Source organism: Peribacillus sp. NJ4 (assembly GCF_030348345.1).
Lineage (GTDB): Bacteria > Bacillota > Bacilli > Bacillales > DSM-1321 > Peribacillus.
This window is the reverse complement of sequence record NZ_JAUCFQ010000001.1, coordinates 3,540,807-3,559,657: the sequence shown is the minus strand read 5'-3', so window position 1 is coordinate 3,559,657 and position 18,851 is coordinate 3,540,807. Positions and strand designations below refer to the sequence as shown.

Sequence of the window (18,851 nt, the reverse complement as noted above, 5' to 3'; positions counted from 1 at the left end):
ATGAAACAATTTAAAAAAAAGCGGTTGCTTCTGCTTGCTTGTTCTATTGTTATCATTTTATTTGGGGTTTGGTTCTCCACAACTAATATGTATAAGTTTGCAAAAGGATACTTTCTTTACAAGACTCACGCTCCAAGTAGCCAAGTAAAAGAAGCAGAAACAGAAACAGAAACAGTGCAGAAACCACCAAGTAAGAAAGCAACAACGAAGGAGCTTTATCCTGTCCGGCCTAAAACAGGTGAAGAAATTGGGGAACTCTATATCCCAAAATTAAAAGCGAAACTACCTATTTTTCATGGAACAAATGAGGATGAATTGGAGAAAGGCGTTGGTCACTTTGCAGAAAGTGTGCTACCAGGTGAAAATGACAATTCCGTTCTTTCCGGTCATAGAGATACGGTATTCCGTAAACTCGGGCAAGTAGGCGAGGGAGATTTGTTGATTGTAAGAACATCTGCAGGAGAGTTCACATACAAAGTCAACAAAGTTCGAATTGTGGATGAGGATGATCGAACCGTAATCGTACCAAAACCAAGAGCAACGCTAACCGTCAGTACCTGCTATCCCTTTGATTTTATCGGATCTGCACCTGAACGCTATATACTTGTCGCTTATTTGTCTTCAAAAACAGTAAGTTAAGATTTTTTATAACACCTAATGTTCTGAAATATAAGCAAGAGTCCCAATAAAGTAAATCTTATTGGGACTCTTTTAGTATCCAATTCTCCTTAAATGTGTAGGTGGTTGCCAATTTATTATACTGTTACGCTATTCTTATTACTTAATGAAGCGGATTTTACTTTTTTGTGATGGAAAATATAAGAGCCGGCAATCAAAATATATCCAATAATGAATAGAAGCCATTCACTGGCAGGGTCGCCCACTGATATGCTTGAATACATAGCACCAGTCAAATCAAATACAAAACCGGCATAGGCCCATTCCTTAATTCTCGGAAAACCAGGAATAAGTATCGCCACGACACCTAATAATTTGGCAATACCAAGAAAGGGTAGAAGGTAGGTAGGATAACCTAAATGATTAAATAAAGCGACTGCATCGGAAACAGACATTATATCCGGAATGGAACCTAAAACCATTAATGCCGCCAAAAGCCCTGTGAAAATCCAGTATATAATATTTATTTTTTTCATTTATTATTCATTCCCTCCCTTAGATTGACATTTTAATCATATTCCACTTCCCTTTTATTAATGCATTCTATAAAAAATTATTGAACTTCAACAGTCGTGACGCGATTCTTTAAGAATCGCTTGAATGTAGGCTAACTCGAAGAAAAACGAGTTTGCCTGCAGTTTTTTTCATTTAAAACGTTTCAGTTGATTTCAGAAATCCGCACCCACGAGTGAACAGCCTATATTATGGGTGCAGCACGAATTCACGAGTAAAATAGTAAAATTCACGAGTAAACAGCGCGAAATCAGGGGTGCAGCACGAATTCACGAGTAAACATGCTGAATTCACGAGTAAATAGCCCAACTCACGAGTAAAAGTGCGAAATCACGGTTGCAGCACGAATTCACGAGTAAACATGCTGAATTCACGAGTAAATAGCCAAAATTCACGAGTAAAATAGTAAAATTCACGAGTAAACATGCTGAATTCACGAGTAAATAGCTCAAACTCACGAGTAAACAGCGCGAAATCACGAGTAAAAGTGCGAAATCACGGGTGCAGCACGAATTCACGAGTAAAATAGTAAAATTCACGAGTAAACATGCTGAATTTACAAGTAAATAGCTCAAACTCACGAGTAAACAGCGCGAAATCACAAACGTGCGACTGTCTGCCAAGCCTCCTCGCCGCAAGCGTCTCCAGTTATTTGGCAGGAGTGTCGCAAATTTCTTCAATCTAGTGAGGGTTGCATAAACCAGTAAACATGAAGTAAAGCAATTACACCCTTATCTAGAGAGTGAATCAAAATGATAAGTGTTGGAGCGGATTTTGTAGCTACCTTTTTGATTGTGTATATTCTTTCTAATCTTTTATGGAATGCTTCCATCACTTTCATAGGAGCAATTATTGTAGGATTATTATTTGGTGTAATAGAATACTTTACTCACAGATTTTTAATTACATCAGGGAAAGTCGAAAATTCCACCGCTTGAAGGTGATTTCGGAGTTTTCTTTATTGTAAAAGGCAGTGGCTAATTTAACCACTGCCTTTTTGATGTTATTTTAAGAATGTTCCATGATTAGCTTTGCTGCTTTTATCCCTGAAAGTGTTGGCAGATATGAATAGTGTAACATTGCGAACATTGTATTTGGCCCTGTTGCAGCACTTGTAGGTATGGCTTATCTTATAAAAAAATTTATTGACTTAAAAGAATTGATTAAAATGACGCATATCCCGACACAGGAAATCGTGAGGATGGAATACATTAACTTTAAGTCTTTCAATATAATAATTCCCGCAATTACTATTAGTGAATCAATAATAAAAATAACTATTCCAGGATTAGTTGCTGTGGATTTTGAGATTAATAGTGCTAGCAAATCCACTCCACCGGGGCTAATATTTTGTCTCAGCATAAAACCAACACCAATCCCAATCGTCATTCCACCGATAATGGCACTCGTTATAATCGGTAGATGAACCAAACCGTTTAACGGTGTTAGCCAATCAATAATGGTTGAAGTAAAAGCTAACCCAAGTAGGGCATTAAAGAAATAAGACTTATCGTATAGAAGAGATAGAAGGTATATGGGAATGTTGATTATGATCATGGTATGCCCAATCTGAATACCCCAAACATATTTGATTAACAAACTTATTCCAAATATCCCGCCATTTAATAGATGAATGGGGATTATAAACAGGTTAAGACCAATTCCAATGCAAAAACTTGAAAAAAGCAGAGTAACAAACTTTTTCATAAAAATATTCCCCTTGTCCAAATCATTATCTTAAAATATATGAGAGGAATTTAAATATATACTTGGCTGATTGGAAATTACGATTGCTATTTGTATATTGTTGGCTTTGTTTTTCAGATGATATGCTGAAATTTTGCTGAGTTCAGCAGGATTAAAATAAAGGCCGTCTCCTTGAGGCCATGTAATCAGGGCAAAAATAAGAGACACTCATAAAAAGTGTCCCTTATTCAGTAATTATATGTCTTAATGGGGCAAGTCCGTAAATAAGAGGATTTATTAAACCTTGGAAACTAGGTTAGGTTTAACTTTGCTTATTCAAGCTGATTTTTTTTGATAGACGATTTGTGATGGTATCTTCTTGTGGTGAAGTTCGCCGTATGAAAAAGGCCAGTATGAACGCAACTATGGTTAACCATGTAGCTATCATGAATGCATCATCTACTCCCATTACGCTTCCTTGTTTAATGGCCATGGTCATTTGAGATGTATTTTCTGGTGATATGTTTCTTTGAGTTAAAATTTCCTGTACATGTTTCGTTCCCTGATTTGTCATGACAGACACAAAAAATGCCATGCCAACGGCACCTGCCACCATTCTCAACGTATTGACCATGGCTGTTCCATATTTATTCAGGCTAAGTGCCAATTCATTTAATCCAGCTGTGAAGATAGGCATCATCAGTATCGACATGCCGAACATTCTAATGGTATATACCCACACCACATAAGAATAAGACGTATCTGTTTCAAGCCGTGTTAAAAGATAGGTTGTAATGATAGTGATGGCAAGTCCGCTTACCGCAAGCCATCTCGCACCAAATCGATCAAACAGCTTACCTGTGATAGGAGACATGATTCCCATTAAAATACCGCCAGGCAATAGCATGAGACCGGATTCCATCGGAGTGAACCCACGGATATTCTGCATATAGATTGGCATGATGATCATTCCAGAGAACATACCCATAGTCGCGATGATGTTGATGATTGTCGTTAATGTGAACATCCGGTAACGAAAAATTCTAAATTCCAGAATAGGATGCTTTACAGTAAATTGCCTCCAGACAAATAAAGCTAAACTGATTCCTCCAACAAGGAACATTGTCAGGACTTCGAAACTGCCCCAGCCCTTGGTACCGCCTGTAGCAAATCCGTATAGAACTCCGCCAAATCCGATAGTGGATAGAATTACACCCGTTTTATCGAGTTTGGGTCTGCTAGTATTCCCTACTTTTTTAATGATGAAAATTGCAAATATGAAGTCAAGAAGGGCAAATGGGAAAATGATGAAAAACAGAACCCGCCAGGAATAGTTTTGTATGATCCATCCTGATAACGTCGGTCCCACGGCTGGTGCAAAATTCATGGCGATACCAAATATACCCATTGCGAAACCGCGTCTGTTAGGAGGGAATAAAGTGAAAATTACATTTGTAATCAAAGGGAATAAAATCCCTGCACCTGCAGCTTGAACCACACGTCCGATCAATAAGACGGAGAAGCTAGGGGCAACTCCACATAGAAAAGTTCCTAAAGCAAAGAGTCCCATCGAAGCAAGATATAATTGCCTTGTGTTGAATCGTTCCATTAAGAAAGCTGTAATCGGTATGACAATCCCATTGACCAGTAAAAAGATAGTTGTAAGCCAATTAGCTGTTGCAGCTGATATTTCAAAATGATTCATTAATTGTGGCAATGCGATATTGATTAGAGTCTGATTTAAGAAAGCGACGAGAGCACCAGCCAGCATCACTGCAAACATGGGGCCTGTACGAACTTTAGTGATTGCTGTTTTATCGTGATTCATTATTATGGCACGTCCTTTTTGTTGAGTTAGTACATATTGTATTTCCTGCTATATTTTCAAGTATTAGACGCTAATGCGACTTCACTAAGTTTTACAACCAATATACACCATCTTAAGGTGTATAACCTCCATTACGGCTTTTGAAGGTGTTTTTTCTTTTTTTCACAACTCACAGGGACAATATTTAAGGGTGTATTCTTTTGGATGTTGTTAAGAAAATATCAGGAAATAAAGGTGATAAATCAGAGGAGTGATACGATTTTTATTTCGCTGCAGTAACGGTTCGAAAGCTCATTTAAAAGTCCGTTCAATTCGGGCAAAGTCATGGTAAACGAATCAAAAGAATTATTTCAATCAATCTAAACACATTCTAACATATTTACTGAAAAATAATTAATTGGTAAGAAGGCGTGATTAAAATCATGCCTTTTAACGCATTTTGGAAGATTACCATACGGAAATAGTTAGTAACGATAAAATTATAGACGTGATTGGTACAAAAAACTATGCTAAATTTTTAGAATGTGATATTGGCGCTAATCTATTTAGAATATTAAAGATTGCTTTCGATGCAAACGACCAACCAGTACATCTCTCAACCTTTATGTGTGAAACCAACAAGGTCAATCTGACCGTTCATCGGGCAAAATAGGTCATGCCAAATCATTGGCATGACCTATTTGTAGCCTTATAAAAAAGGTGGGATTCAACTCAAAACGGGTATCCACTAATCAACAATTTCAAACAATGCTCAATTATATATAAGAACTTTGTCCGGTTTACTAAAAAGCGCGATTACACATTTCCCACATACTATTCACTTAGTAAAACTTCTAATTTTATTTGGGTCCTGCAAATCGGAAAATGGATTATTCAAAGTTGCTCCCCGGACCTTTCTGCTTCAATCAATGGATTTAACATTTCCTTACAATTAAAACATAAGATTTTCTTGTTATCTAACAGAATACCGTTCAGAAAACCAGCCGTGCAATATACATCGTGACCACAGTGCACACAAGAGCCAACTAGTTCATCCATCGATACATCCCCCTATAGGATAATGGTTTATAGTTTGGCGTGCTATTTTGAATAAAGGTAAAGCCCAAAATCTTGCATAACGGAAGTGTGCCCCATTTGCCGCAACATGGTAGCTATATTGCCTCGATGATATGATCCGTGAGTGACAACGTGTAATACCGACTCGGAAATGGAAGTTTCAAGCAAACCTGCATACGGGTTATCCACCACAATTACCTTATCCATATCTTCTTGACTGTTCAGAAGTGCTTTGTTTCTTTCAGATAAGTCTAGGAATATTTTTTTCATTTCCTCAATACTTTTCTTTTCCACCACTTCTTTTAATTGATCAGAAGCCGCCATTGCTTCATTCATACTATTACCTGAGATAATGTCAAACCAAGCGTAATCTGTGAGATAAATGTGAGACAATACTTTTGATACCGAAGAAAAACCACTCTGAATATCCTTGTGATAAATGTGCTGTGGAAGTTCTTTTAAACGATCAATGATAACGCCATTTGCCCACACGTGGTAGTTGTACATTTTTAAAACTGGTTCGGGGTGTGTCATATAAAAAACCTCCACTTCTCTTTTTTTTCGTATTGAACAATTTATGCCTGAATAACAAAAAAAATTCAGGTGAAAGTATATTAATCTGGTTTTTCTATTTTATATACAACAATCCTTAGGTAAGGGGATGAAGTTACTTCATACTTCCCCCCTGCTGAAATCGCGAATATACATGTTTAGAAAAGAGATAATACGAGCTACAAGCATTCTGATTATAAAAACGAATAATTTTTGCCATATATAGGTATTATTTCTTGCAGGAAATTAGCTCCTTATATCGAACTGATAGTAAAGGAGATGGTAATATGAATCTGAGAATTAAATATAGGCTTTATATCCATGCTGACGGAAAACTTATTCCAGAGAAGTATGACCGATACGAGATACTGAACGTCAGAGAAGGTATAGATCCTAATGATACTAAGGATTACCAGGAGCTTATTAAAAAATTGGGAAAGTCGATTAATCGGCCTGAGAACGAATTTGAAATTAAAAACTATGAATCAATGTAAGTGCATCCTTTCGGGGATGCTTTTTATTTGGAGTAAGAGAGGTGAATCTGGGAATTTGAACTTTACAAAGAGACCAAAAAAACGTTTCAAATTTATTTCATTGTGATTCAAATTGTATACAGTGAGATTTGGAGTAAAAGATCCTCTTAAAAGTCCTTATATTTTGTACTTCTTTATTAACCCCATTTCTTTCAACATCTCTAGAGCCTGAAATAAAGTATTGCTAACTTAGAGGCTTTAAATACATAAGTTCTTATTAGTTGCATACTTCCGAAAATGTCCATTGTGATTATCTTAGTTGCAATTCTTCATCAGAAATTGTGTAAAAGCGTAGAATTTCTCTCTCGTTTATATGCTTAGGAATTCTATAAAAATACTCCCTATCTTGGACGGGGCAGGTCGGATTCATCCATTTATTTTCCGATGAGCTTCCCATATTGAGTAAACGAGGAGAGAAAAGGTTCACCAATACGCTTACCGTATAAAAACTCTGTTTAGCAAATAAATCCAATACCTGCTGCGCCATTGCAAATTGGTACTATAAATGAACCATTCGAAGTAGACTCCGTCTGTCTCACCTTTGGAGAAAAAAGGGGAAGGAAATGTCATCGTTATAACAAGAAAACGGTCTTTTATATTTTAGTATTTTGTATTTTTTTTAACCTGTTTGATGTTTTTTTCATGCGCATTTTTGGTGTTACCATTGCAAATTAAAGAGAACACATTTTTATATTCTCTCTTACTTAGCTTGATGGCGGATGTGGCAGGACACCGTATATAAATTAATAAAATAATCCTATTAAACATTAGTGTAATATGTGAATTTTATAAAACGAAGAGTTAAGATTCTCATTTAATTGTTTATTTCATCAGCATCTCTTATAAAAAAAGAACTAGCCATTAGCTAGTTCAATTTCATATCAAAACTTCTACTATATCTTTCGTCTAAACCATACATAAACATTTGTCCTGCGCATATAGGTCAGACTTTTTGAACGGGAACTTGAATTTCAAAGGTAATCTCGTTTGGTTTATCAGTGATTGTAATATCAACATGCATAATTTGCAGCGCATCGCCGATAATTTGATAACCACCTTCATCAAGATAATCAATTATTTTACTCAAGCTTTCACTTCGGTTCCATAATAATTCTCCATTATAACGGATACACGCAAACAACCCAGCAGGAATGATTTTTTGGTATTGCTTTGGTATTTTTTCTTTACTTTTTGCCACAACAAAAATGACTGATGGTTCTTCAAAACGTTTAGATTTAAGATCTGCTTCCTGGATGAGAATTCCTAGTCTGTTACTAGCCAGAATCGGTGACTTTTCTGCAAGCATATTTTCTAGCCTTATAACTCCATAACAGAGCTCTATATTATTATTGATTTTTTCATTCAATGTAATTAATTTTCTGCGTTCTATGTTGTGCAACATGACCGTTTGTAGTTCTTTTTCTCTTGATATATGATCCAAATATACAATCTTTTTCTGGATATTTTCTTCCAAGTCGGTTAATTCATTAAGCTTTGAAACAAGTTCTGCGTGCTTAACTTTAAGAATGTCTAAAGACTTACGGAAATTACGTTCATTGAAATAATCCTTTATTTCGTCCGTACTCATTCCAAGTTGCCGTAATTCTTTAATGGTTCCTAAAACCTCGTACTGGAAAATAGAATAGTAGCGATATCCCGAATGTGAATCGATATATTTCGGCTTGAATAAATTAATCCGATCATAATGGCGCAAGGTCTCCGTAGTCATCCCTCGTAACTTAGCCATCTCACCAATAGTTAATTTTTCTTTCAGATAAATCGCCCCCTTAAAAAATATAATACAGGTGTTGACCTTTGTGTTACAACAACCTTTATAATCAAAATACACAATTATTGAAATCTTCTGAGTATTCTTTAAAAATGTGGGGGAGCTGATTATGAAACGGAAAAAACTTGCTAGAACACTTACTTTATCACAGGTTGTTTTTTTAGGGATTGCTTGGAATAACCCCATGGTATTTTTTAATACCTATGGAATAGCTAGCGTAACCTCACATGGTGTAATTACGGGTGCTTATAGTATTGCATTTCTAGCAATATTTTTTACAGCGCTCAGCTATGGAAAGATGGCAAAGGCATACCCTATCTCTGGTTCAGCCTATACATTTACCCAAAAATCTATTAATCCTAAAGTTGGGTTTGTTGTTGGTTGGACAATTTTGCTTGATTATATGTTAACGCCTATGGTGACGTGTTTGATGTCCACTGTCTTTTTAAGTGCAGTGTTTCCAGGGATTCCACATTTTGTGTGGATTATTCTTTTAACTACTATCATAGTTGTACCGAGCATACTAGGGGTAAAGACATCAGCATCCGCAAGTAAAATTTTCGTTATTGCTCAAATCATTTTCGTTTGTTTTTTCTGGATATTAACCGTCAAAAATTTATTAGATGGAGTAGGGACAGGCACTCTTTTCTCGAGTAAACCATTCTTCAATTCAGAGGTTCCCTTTTCAGTAATCTTAGCAGGATCTTCAATTCTTTGTTTTAGTTTTCTTGGTTTTGACTCACTTACTACCTTGTCAGAGGAAACAATCAATCCTGAAAAAACTATCCCAAGAGCTATTATCATAATGTTGCTGTTTATAGGAGTTTTGTATATTGGCTCTTCCTACTTAGCACAATTGGTCTATCCGGGTTTTTCATTTGAAAACACTGATTCAGCAGCCATGGAAATCGCTATCCTAGTTGGAGGAAACCTATTCAAATCATTATTTATAACTGCAGTAATTATTGGTAACTTTTCTTCAGGAGTTGCTTCAATTACAAGCGCATCACGTGTGTTATATGCAATGGGCCGGGATTCTGTATTGCCTAAACAATTTGGTTATATTCATCCCAAATTTAAAACACCGTCACACGGTATTATCGTGATAGGTATAATTTCTTTACTAGGTGTCGTATTAACTCTGGAGCAAGTCATCAAGTTTATCAATTTTGGAGGGCTCATTGCTTTTACATCAGTTAATCTTTCTGTCATCGCCCATTATTTTATAAGAAATCAGAAACGTTCTTTTAACGACTGCATAAGTTATTTATTTTTACCGCTCATGGGCGCAGCATTTACTATGTGGTTATGGTCACATCTAGAAATGGAGGCATTGATCCTTGGAGGCATCTGGGTGGTATGTGGCTTAGCATATCTTCTTTATATGACAAAATTTTTTCACAATCCCCTTCCTGAGTTTCATTTTGAAGAAGAGATAATCCCTCAAAAGGTAGAGGAAATATAATCTGTTATTCCGCTAAAAAGGTGTAAGTATAAGTAACTTAAGGAGGTGTGAATACATTGAAAACACAGAAAAATGAAAGCGCTATCTATTTCTGAATGTAAGATCTCTAAAGTAAGAATAATGAACTGGGGGTTTTATCAAATTGCATAAGTTGAAAATGTTTATAAACGGTGAGTGGATGGATTCTTTAAGTAAACAGAAGAGTAATGTTGTAAACCCCGCAAACGGTGAGATCATTGCAGAGGCACCCAGCGGAAATGCAGAAGATGCCAAGATGGCCATTGATGCAGCACGACTAGCATTTGATTCTGGGATTTGGTCGGACTTACCGGCTTCGGAGCGGGCTTCCTACTTATTTAAAATAGCGGAAAAGATTGAAGAAAACGCCTCGGAGCTTAGCCAACTTGAAACAGCAAATACCGGAAAACCTCTTAAAGAGTCGGAGTATGACATTGCTGACGCAGCGGATTGTTTTCGTTATTACGCCGGTTTAGTCACAAAACCGGATGGCCAAACATTTCCCGTTTCCGCTCCAGTACAGGCGATGGTTGTTCGAGAGCCGGTAGGGGTTTGCGGGCTGATAGCTCCGTGGAATTTCCCTTTGCTGACGGGAGCTTGGAAAATCGCCCCTGCCCTTGCGGCAGGAAATACATTGGTGTTTAAACCATCCGAGGTAACGCCGAATACCACTGTTAAATTATTTGAGATTATTAAAGAGGTTGGCATACCAGATGGCGTTGCCAATCTCGTGATGGGTGTTGGGGAAACCGTAGGAAATGAAATAGCGGAAAGTGATAAAGTCGATATGGTTTCATTCACTGGGAGCACATCAACGGGCAGAAGCATCATGAAAACAGCGGCTGGAAATATTAAGAACATTGCACTTGAACTAGGCGGCAAGTCACCTAATATCATTTTCGCCGACGCAGACTTTGAGACAGCGGTGGATTATGCTTTATATGGGATTTTTGTAAACGCCGGTCAAATTTGTAATGCAGGGTCGCGGTTGCTGCTTGAAGAGAGCATTCACGACAAGTTCATCAATAGACTGATAGAGAAAGCGAAAAAGATCCGAGTCGGCCCTGGTGATAAACCGTCTACAGAAATGGGCGCCCTTGTCAGTGAAGAACATATGAATAAGGTACTTAAATATATTCAACTTGGCATAGAAGAAGGGGCAAAATTAGCCTGCGGCGGCAAGCGTATCACAAGCAATGGGCTGGAAAATGGTTATTTTGTTGAGCCGACGATATTTGTCGATACCAAACCTGACATGAGAATTGTTCAGGAAGAAATATTCGGGCCAGTCCTTACCGTTCAAAAGTTTAAGGACGAAGTGGAAGCCATCCAGATTGCCAATGATACGCGATATGGCCTCGCAGCAGGTGTATTTACACAAGATGGTGCGAAGGCTTTAAGAGTGATTAAGAAAATAAGAGCCGGAATTACATGGATTAATGCCTATAATCTTGCCTACAATGAAGCCCCGTGGGGAGGCTATAAGCAGAGCGGAATTGGCCGTGGATTAGGAACTTTTGGTTTAGAAGAGTTCAGTGAGGTAAAACAAATCAACATTAATCTAGAAGTGGAGCCAACCAAGTGGTTTGATCATTAAAAATTGATAAGTAGAGAGTGAATCATTGTCCGATATTTACGCTATTTGAAAAATTGAAGGGGGAAATTAATTATGCTATGGGATTTTAATTTCAATCTACCTACATCTATAGAGTTCGGGAACGGAAAAGTTAAAAATATTGGGAAAAGGGCAAAAGAGCTAGGTGGAAAAAAGGCTCTTCTTATTACTGATAAGGGACTGGCGCAAACTGGGATTTTACAAAAGGTTACAAATTCGTTAGATCAAGAAGGGGTCAATTATATTGTCTTTGATAATATCACTCCTAATCCGAAAGATGTAGACTGCCAAAGAGCCTATCAACAATTTAAAGACGAGAAAATAGATCTATTGATTGGTCTTGGGGGCGGCAGTTCAATGGATTCAGCAAAAGCAATCGGTACACTTTTAACACATGGAGGAGAACTTAAAAATCGTTACGGTGTAAATTTACTAGAGCGAGAAATAACTCCACTCATATGTATCCCCACAACTTCAGGTACTGGTAGTGAGGTTACAACAGGCTCTGTTATTACAGATACAGTTACAAAACAAAAAGAGGCTATACTTGATATTAAATTGGCTCCAAAATTGGCAATTTTGGATCCTGAATTAACTCTAACTCTTCCGAAATCTATAACTGCTGCTACAGGAATGGATGCACTTACACATGCTATAGAAGCTTATACTTGCAATGTTGCCGAACCAATTTCAGATGCTCTCAGCCTTTATGCAATTGAATTAATTGCTAAGTATCTTCCTTTAGCTGTGGAAAATGGCAATAACTTAGAGGCACGGAAAAATATGCTCGTAGCCAGTTTAATTGCAGGTATAGCATTTGATAACTCGGATCTTGGTGCCGTACATGCTATGGCTGAACCACTTGGAGGTCTTTATGATACTCCGCATGGAGTTGCAAATTCCATATTTCTTCCACATGTGTTTGAGTTTAATATTCCATCAAACCCCGAGAAGCATGCCATTGTAGCTACAAAGCTTGGAGCATATAGAGGAGGTAAAACAATTGAAGAAACGGCCCATGAAGGTGTTGTATTGTTAAAAGAGCTTGCAAGAAAAATTGGCATTCCTAACTTTCGAGATCTGAGTAATGTCAGACCTGAAGATTTCCCTTTCCTAGCTGAAGGGGCAGCGGTTCATTTGTGTACACAGACTAATTCACGGGAATTGACACGCGCAGATTATCTGGAATTATTTAAAAACACTTATGAAGTGAAAAACACAACATTAATTTAAGATTGATAATCATGTAAACGGTACCTGGAAATATAGGAGCTAATTTCAAAATCTTCAATTATAGAGGAAAGATCTAAATTGACTCAATACTAAATGAATGTGGAACAAAATTTTTTGAATTGGTGGCCAGCTTGATAGGAGTTTTAATTCGGTGGCCACCATGGTTTACAGAAAGCATGCGTATGACCAAACCTGTTACAGATCATTATTAGCTATTTATGGATATGAGATTGCTAAAGGGAAGAATAACGAACTGGAGGTTTTCCAAATTGCATAAGTTGAAAATGTTTATTAACGGTGAATGGATGGATTCTTTAAGTAAACAAAAGAGTAATGTTGTAAACCCTGCAAACGGCAAGATCATTGCAGAGGCACCCAGCGGAAATGCAGAAGATGCAAAGATGGCCATTGATGCAGCACGACTAGCATTTGATTCTGGGATTTGGTCGGACTTACCGGCTTCTGAGCGGGCTGCCTACTTATTTAAAATAGCGGAAAAGATTGAAGAAAACGCCTCGGAGCTTAGCCAACTTGAAACAGCAAATACCGGAAAACCTCTTAAAGAGTCAGAGTTTGACATTGCTGACGCAGCAGATTGTTTTCGCTACTATGGCGGTTTAGTCACAAAACCGGATGGCCAAACATATCCCGTTTCCGCTCCAGTACAGGCCATGGTTGTTCGAGAGCCGGTAGGGGTATGCGGACTGATAGCTCCGTGGAATTTTCCTTTGCTGACGGGAGCTTGGAAAATCGCCCCTGCCCTTGCAGCAGGAAATACGATTGTATTTAAACCAGCAGGGGTAACTCCGGTTACCACTACCAAATTATTTGAGATTATCAAAGAAGTTGGCATACCAGATGGTGTTGCCAATCTAGTGATGGGCGGTGGAGGAACCGTAGGAAATGAAATAACGGAAAGCGATAAAGTCGATATGGTTTCATTCACTGGGAGCACATCAACGGGCAGAAGCATCATGAAAACAGCAGCTGGAAATATTAAAAACATTGCACTCGAATTAGGCGGCAAGTCACCTAACATCGTTTTCGCCGACGCAGACTTTGAGACAGCAGTCGATTATGCTTTATATGGGATTTTTGTAAACGCCGGTCAAGTTTGTAATGCAGGATCGCGTTTGCTGCTTGAAGAGAGCATTCACGACGAGTTTATCAATAGACTGATAGAGAAAGCAAAAAAGATCCGAGTCGGTCCTGGTGATAAACCCTCTACAGAAATGGGCGCACTTGTTAGTGAAGAACATATGAATGAGGTACTTAAATATATTCAACTTGGCATAGAAGAAGGGGCGAAATTAGCCTGTGGCGGCAAGCGTATCACAAGCGATGGGCTGGAAAATGGTTATTTTGTTGAGCCGACGATATTTGTCGATACCAAACCTGACATGAGAATTGTTCAGGAAGAAATATTCGGGCCAGTCCTTACCGTTCAAAAGTTTAAGGACGAAGCGGAAGCCATCCAGCTTGCCAATGATACGCCATATGGCCTCGCAGCTGGTGTATTTTCACAAGATGGTGCTAAGGCTTTAAGAGTGATTAAGAAAATAAGAGCCGGAATTACATGGATTAATGCCTATAATCTAGCCTACAATGAAGCGCCGTGGGGAGGCTATAAGCAGAGCGGAATTGGCCGTGGATTAGGAACTTTTGGTTTAGATGAGTTCAGTGAGGTAAAACAAATCAACATTAATCTAGAAGTGGAGCCAACCAAGTGGTTTGATCATTAAAAATTGAGAAGTAGAGATAAATGAGTAAAAGAGAGTGAGTATGCACACCTCGAAAAAATGTATGACTAATAATAGAGGAAGCATTTTTTTGAAATTCGCAAATATTTTAATTTCAAATATTATTTCTGAAGATGGGCTGGAACAGATTCCTAAGTGTTTATTTTACGAGTAAAAAGCCAGTTCATCAAGATTTGTCTTATTTAAAACCTAAATAAGACAAGAATAATATTTTACTGATATGAATTTATATTCCCTGTGCTCCTTTCTCTGTGGCGTTTACTAAGGAGTTTCGAGTAATCAGAAAATATGTTGGTTCCTGGTAGTCATTATTGATAACACTATTCAGTTTTACCTAGTTTTATAGGATGGCATGAAGCTTGCATCTATATTATTTTCGAAGAACGTAATACAAGTGGGAGGAAAAGTTCATGTCGAATAATAAAAAACAACATCTTAATTTACCTTTTACCGGAATCTGTACTTTCGGGAAATATCCCGTATGTCCTGATTTAGACCAGTTAGACGCAGATGTTGCTGTCATTGGAGTTCCAAATGATATGGGAACACAATGGAAGTCAGGCGCAAGAATGGGTCCAAGGGGAATTCGTGAAGGCTCTACATTATATAGTTTCGGGTTAGATGGTGCCTATGATATTGAAAATGATATCATGTATCTTGGCCCGAAATGGAAAGTCGTTGATTGCGGCGATGTGGACATGGTACATGGGGATATGATGCAATCCCATGATAATACGGAAGAAGCCATTCGAAAAATAGTTTCAAAAGGTGCAATGCCGGTTGTATTAGGTGGAGATCATTCCATTACAATTCCAGTAGGAAAGGGCTTGGGTGAACTCGGGCCATTTCATGTGATCCAGATTGATGCGCATTTAGACTGGGCAGATCACCGTTCAGGAATGCGGGTTGGACATGGAAGCTGCATCCGCCGCTTATCGGAAATGAATCATGTTCAAAAGATTTTCCAATTGGGCATTCGTGGAATCAGCAGCAGTAAAAAAGCAGATGTCGTTGCTGCCAGAGAATACGGAAGTGTCATCTTGTCTCCCCGCCAAATGAGAAAGATGGGATTTGAACAGGTTCTGGAACTTATTCCAGCAGGTGAAAAATATTATATTACCATGGACATTGATGGCCTCGACCCATCGATCGCCCCTGCGACAGGCACACCTTCTCCTGGAGGTCTGCTTTATGAAGAAGTCAATGAATTACTCCATGGAATTGCAAAAAGAGGAGAAGTAATCGGTTTTGATATGGTAGAAGTAGCTACTCCTTACGACCATGCTGGAATAACTGGACAAGTAGCAGCGCGTCTCTCATTAGACTTGCTTAGTTATGTTTTGAAAGAAAAAGAGAAAAACCAGGCTATAATCAGCGATCATCAAGAGCAGAACTTCATAAAGAAGCATTAGTCTATTAAATTTGAAAGCGTTTGCTGATATAAAATGACTTTCCACCGTTTTTCTTTTCTTAGTTTCCTGAATATGTATAAATAAAGAGGAGATTCCATAAAAAACAATTATAGAATTAATTCTCAATAGTAAACATATAGAGTGTTCAAATATATATAGCGGATGACGATTGTGGGAGAGTGCAATATAGACAGCCACCGAAGGAGCAAGTTCCAAAAAAACCCTTGGAACAAATCTCTCAGGTTCTGTTTAGATAACTGCTGCCACTCCATATCACGTCCCTGTTTTTGCACGCAAAAAAGGACAGAAAAGGGTAATGGCAACATTCCCTTCTCTGTCCTTTTACCTGAGAGTTTAACTCTATACTGAAAAGAGTCTTCCCCTTTGGTGGCGTTTTATACACGCGCTCTCCAGAGTTGCGTCCCATTGTGGTTCTTTTATTTTTGAAGCAATTGAAAACGAACGGAAACGGCAACATCAAACACTAGAGTTGATTTCATCAGAATACTTCGTCAGCCAAGAGTATTAGAAGCTATGGGCATAAATATGCAGAGGGTTATCCAGGAAAACGTTATTATGGCGGATGTGAATTTGTCGATGTGGTAGAACAAGCAGCAATCGATCGCTTAACAAAGCTGTTTGGAGCTAAATATGCAAATGTTCAGCCTCACTCAGGTGCACAAGCAAATTTCGCGGTTTTTTCTCACTGCTTCAACCTGGTGATAAAGTGATGGGAATGAACCTTTCACATGGCGGCCACTTAACTCATGGAAGTCCAGTCAGTGTTTCAGGAAAATGGTTTGAAGTTGTTTCTTATGGAGTTAGAGAAGATACCCAATTGATTGATTATGATGAGTTGGAAGCAATAGCAAAGAAAGAAAAACCTAAATTGATTATTGCAGGGATAAGTACCTACCTAAGAACGATTAATTTTGCTCGATTTAGAGAAATAGCCGATCGAGTTGGAGCAAAACTTATGGTGGATATGGCTCATATAGCCGGGCTGGTGGCGGCTGTTCTTCACCCATCCCCAATCCCATATGCAGATGTTGTGACAAGTACCACTCAAACATTAAGAGGACAGCGGGGGGCATCATTTTAACGAACGATGAAGTAATTATCAAAGCGATTAATAAATCCGTATTCCCAGGAATTCAAGGCGGTCCACTTATGCATATCATTGCAGCAAAAGCAGTTGCTGAATGCTTGGGAATAGAATTAGAGAGTCTTTTTGATATATGCATAATCACATTGATTGTTTTTGTTTTTTTAAAAAGAAAAGGGTGGATAAATTAAAGGGGTATTGAAAAGGTAGTGTAGTTGAAGAAGACATATAAAGTAGACTTAACCCGCTCAAGTAGACAGCATCTACTCATTTATAATGTTAATCGTCAGTATCATTAGAACAATTATACAAATTAACAGGGGCGAAGTAATGAACACAAAATTACTATCAGAAATAGAAACTAAGATTAATTATTTGAAAGGCCGTTTGATTGTCATCGGAATGTTAAAAGGACTTTCTCATTCCGATACGATTAAAACTAGTCAAGAGTTAGATGAATGGTTGTATAAATATCAAATAATTAAATTCAACTGATCCATTATTCTGCGAAATCTTTCCCTACACTCTTTCCGTCACAGTTTTTGTGTCAAATACCAAATAAATATCTCTCTTATTTCATTGTCCCCGTTGAATAACAGGGATTTTTTTAATTGAATTAGAATGTATGAATATACTAACTGTGTTCTTTTAAAATGGTTACTTAACGATTATTTATTTTATTTCAAACCGGCTATTCACCGATATTGCTGGCTATACAGATCAAATTTTTGGATTAACTCACCTATTGGGCTTTAGCTGCACCAAGAATCAGAGATTTGTCAGATTCAAAGCTTTTTTCATAAGAGAAAGCAAGCGGGTATTCAAATTAAGGGTCCATTTTACGTGGCCAAATAACTATAAAAATTATTAAAGAAAATTATGAGGTGTTTTACGATTAGCTCATTCTATAAAAGAAGGTACTATCTCAGCATCACTTATTAAGGGGGAAATAGACTCTAACTCTAGGCAAAACAGTTTGGCTGCAGCTTTACGTGAAATGGGTTGAATCGAAAAGACTATTTTTATTCTTAATTACCTTACTAGTGAACTTTTAAGAAAAAAGATTCAAAAAGGCTTAAACAAAGGAGAAGCCATGGAGTCACAAAAACTATTCTCTTTGGGAAACAAGGGGACGGAACGAAACACCTTCAATCATTGATAAAATACTTATTATTTTTAATCTATTGCATTATTAACAGTAATGGCATGATCAGAGCCAATATCCTAAAATATCTGCCATCCTAAACCTAAAGCTATAAAGAAGGAATCCCTGTCATAATTTTATGATTCCAGTAAAATTTACCTTCCAGAAAACTCCGCCCAAAACAATTATTATTTATAGCCACATTGATAATTCTATCTGTTTAATAAAATCTATGTAAAACTCTCTTGTATCAAGAGAGTTTTTTTGCATGAAAAGTTATTTAGCTAACCGGGAGCTTTGTTAACGACGAGCTAAAAAGAGAGGTAAAAGGGTGATATGTTTGAATAAAAGTTGTTCACATTTCTCTTTTATAGACTTGCATTTACTTGATCCTGTTTGCGGACTGTTGTTAATACTTATGAAGATAAAAGCTGATGAGTTGGAGAAATAAAGAGCTGATTTAC

Annotated in this window: 16 protein-coding genes, 3 pseudogenes and 2 riboswitches; of the genes and pseudogenes, 12 read left to right on the top strand and 7 right to left on the bottom strand. The window is 37.6% G+C overall.

Translation table 11 applies throughout. The features are described 5' to 3' along the window. On the top strand, positions 1-639 hold the full coding sequence (locus QUF94_RS17705; RefSeq protein ID WP_289317002.1) for a class D sortase: 639 nt from the start codon (positions 1-3) through the stop codon (positions 637-639). A gap of 116 nt (positions 640-755) precedes the next feature. Here QUF94_RS17705 and QUF94_RS17700 read toward each other — a convergent pair whose 3' ends face one another. Together QUF94_RS17700 and QUF94_RS17695 are read right to left on the bottom strand one after the other, a co-directional pair. Next, positions 756-1,154 (bottom strand): DoxX family protein, encoded by a 399-nt coding sequence (locus QUF94_RS17700; protein ID WP_289317001.1) that lies wholly within the window; start codon positions 1,152-1,154, stop codon positions 756-758. A 327-nt stretch (positions 1,155-1,481) separates the two neighbouring features. After that, positions 1,482-1,814, bottom strand: a complete 333-nt coding sequence (locus tag QUF94_RS17695) for a hypothetical protein (RefSeq protein WP_289317000.1) — start codon at positions 1,812-1,814, stop codon at positions 1,482-1,484. 129 nt (positions 1,815-1,943) lie between these two features. On the opposite strand from QUF94_RS17695, the gene QUF94_RS17690 reads away from it, so the two are divergent. Further along, positions 1,944-2,129, top strand: a complete 186-nt coding sequence (locus tag QUF94_RS17690; RefSeq protein WP_289316999.1) for a DUF2512 family protein — start codon at positions 1,944-1,946, stop codon at positions 2,127-2,129. A gap of 187 nt (positions 2,130-2,316) precedes the next feature. On the opposite strand, the gene QUF94_RS17685 is transcribed toward QUF94_RS17690, so the two are convergent. Beyond that, positions 2,317-2,898: a YitT family protein gene (locus tag QUF94_RS17685; RefSeq protein ID WP_289316998.1), complete on the bottom strand. Its 582-nt coding sequence runs from the start codon at positions 2,896-2,898 to the stop codon at positions 2,317-2,319. A 301-nt stretch (positions 2,899-3,199) separates the two neighbouring features. Then, on the bottom strand, positions 3,200-4,705 hold the full coding sequence (locus QUF94_RS17680) for a DHA2 family efflux MFS transporter permease subunit (protein WP_289316997.1): 1,506 nt from the start codon (positions 4,703-4,705) through the stop codon (positions 3,200-3,202). A gap of 442 nt (positions 4,706-5,147) precedes the next feature. Here QUF94_RS17680 and QUF94_RS28875 point away from each other — a divergent pair. Further along, positions 5,148-5,357 (top strand): annotated as a pseudogene (locus tag QUF94_RS28875) (GntR family transcriptional regulator); the annotation flags it as partial. Between the two features lie 221 nt (positions 5,358-5,578). On the opposite strand, the gene QUF94_RS17675 reads toward QUF94_RS28875, so the two are convergent. Beyond that, a complete protein-coding gene (locus tag QUF94_RS17675; protein ID WP_289316996.1) occupies positions 5,579-5,743 on the bottom strand; it encodes a hypothetical protein in 165 nt (54 codons plus the stop codon). A gap of 42 nt (positions 5,744-5,785) precedes the next feature. Further along, positions 5,786-6,295 carry a DinB family protein gene (locus QUF94_RS17670; protein WP_289316995.1) on the bottom strand — a complete coding sequence of 170 codons (510 nt, stop codon included), beginning with the start codon at positions 6,293-6,295 and terminating at the stop codon, positions 5,786-5,788. A gap of 305 nt (positions 6,296-6,600) precedes the next feature. Here QUF94_RS17670 and QUF94_RS17665 point away from each other — a divergent pair, with 305 nt between their 5' ends. Then, the gene (locus QUF94_RS17665; RefSeq protein WP_289316994.1) at positions 6,601-6,807 is read left to right on the top strand and encodes a hypothetical protein; all 207 of its coding nucleotides are present in this window, start codon (positions 6,601-6,603) and stop codon (positions 6,805-6,807) included. Between the two features lie 982 nt (positions 6,808-7,789). Here the strand turns inward: QUF94_RS17665 and QUF94_RS17660 are convergent. Beyond that, positions 7,790-8,695: a MerR family transcriptional regulator gene (locus QUF94_RS17660; RefSeq protein WP_289316993.1), complete on the bottom strand. Its 906-nt coding sequence runs from the start codon at positions 8,693-8,695 to the stop codon at positions 7,790-7,792. Positions 8,696-8,744: 49 nt separating this feature from the next. Between QUF94_RS17660 and QUF94_RS17655 the strand changes: the two genes are divergently transcribed. From QUF94_RS17655 to QUF94_RS17620, 8 genes and pseudogenes are all read left to right on the top strand, one after another. After that, positions 8,745-10,100: an APC family permease gene (locus tag QUF94_RS17655; protein WP_289316992.1), complete on the top strand. Its 1,356-nt coding sequence runs from the start codon at positions 8,745-8,747 to the stop codon at positions 10,098-10,100. A gap of 142 nt (positions 10,101-10,242) precedes the next feature. Further along, positions 10,243-11,715: an aldehyde dehydrogenase family protein gene (locus QUF94_RS17650; protein ID WP_289316991.1), complete on the top strand. Its 1,473-nt coding sequence runs from the start codon at positions 10,243-10,245 to the stop codon at positions 11,713-11,715. A gap of 72 nt (positions 11,716-11,787) precedes the next feature. Further along, a complete protein-coding gene (locus tag QUF94_RS17645; protein ID WP_289316990.1) occupies positions 11,788-12,966 on the top strand; it encodes an iron-containing alcohol dehydrogenase in 1,179 nt (392 codons plus the stop codon). A 269-nt stretch (positions 12,967-13,235) separates the two neighbouring features. Continuing rightward, positions 13,236-14,708 (top strand): aldehyde dehydrogenase family protein, encoded by a 1,473-nt coding sequence (locus tag QUF94_RS17640; protein ID WP_289316989.1) that lies wholly within the window; start codon positions 13,236-13,238, stop codon positions 14,706-14,708. 428 nt (positions 14,709-15,136) lie between these two features. After that, a complete protein-coding gene (speB, locus tag QUF94_RS17635) occupies positions 15,137-16,138 on the top strand; it encodes an agmatinase (protein WP_289316988.1) in 1,002 nt (333 codons plus the stop codon). A 162-nt stretch (positions 16,139-16,300) separates the two neighbouring features. Continuing rightward, positions 16,301-16,408, top strand: a riboswitch (glycine riboswitch). A gap of 54 nt (positions 16,409-16,462) precedes the next feature. Continuing rightward, positions 16,463-16,562: riboswitch (glycine riboswitch) on the bottom strand. A gap of 15 nt (positions 16,563-16,577) precedes the next feature. Next, positions 16,578-17,338 (top strand): annotated as a pseudogene (gene glyA / locus QUF94_RS17630) (serine hydroxymethyltransferase); the annotation flags it as partial. A gap of 235 nt (positions 17,339-17,573) precedes the next feature. After that, positions 17,574-17,738: an aspartyl-phosphate phosphatase Spo0E family protein gene (locus QUF94_RS17625; RefSeq protein ID WP_289316987.1), complete on the top strand. Its 165-nt coding sequence runs from the start codon at positions 17,574-17,576 to the stop codon at positions 17,736-17,738. A 199-nt stretch (positions 17,739-17,937) separates the two neighbouring features. Further along, a pseudogene (locus QUF94_RS17620) lies at positions 17,938-18,345 on the top strand (Tn3 family transposase); the annotation flags it as partial. Between the last annotated feature and the right edge of the window lie 506 nt (positions 18,346-18,851).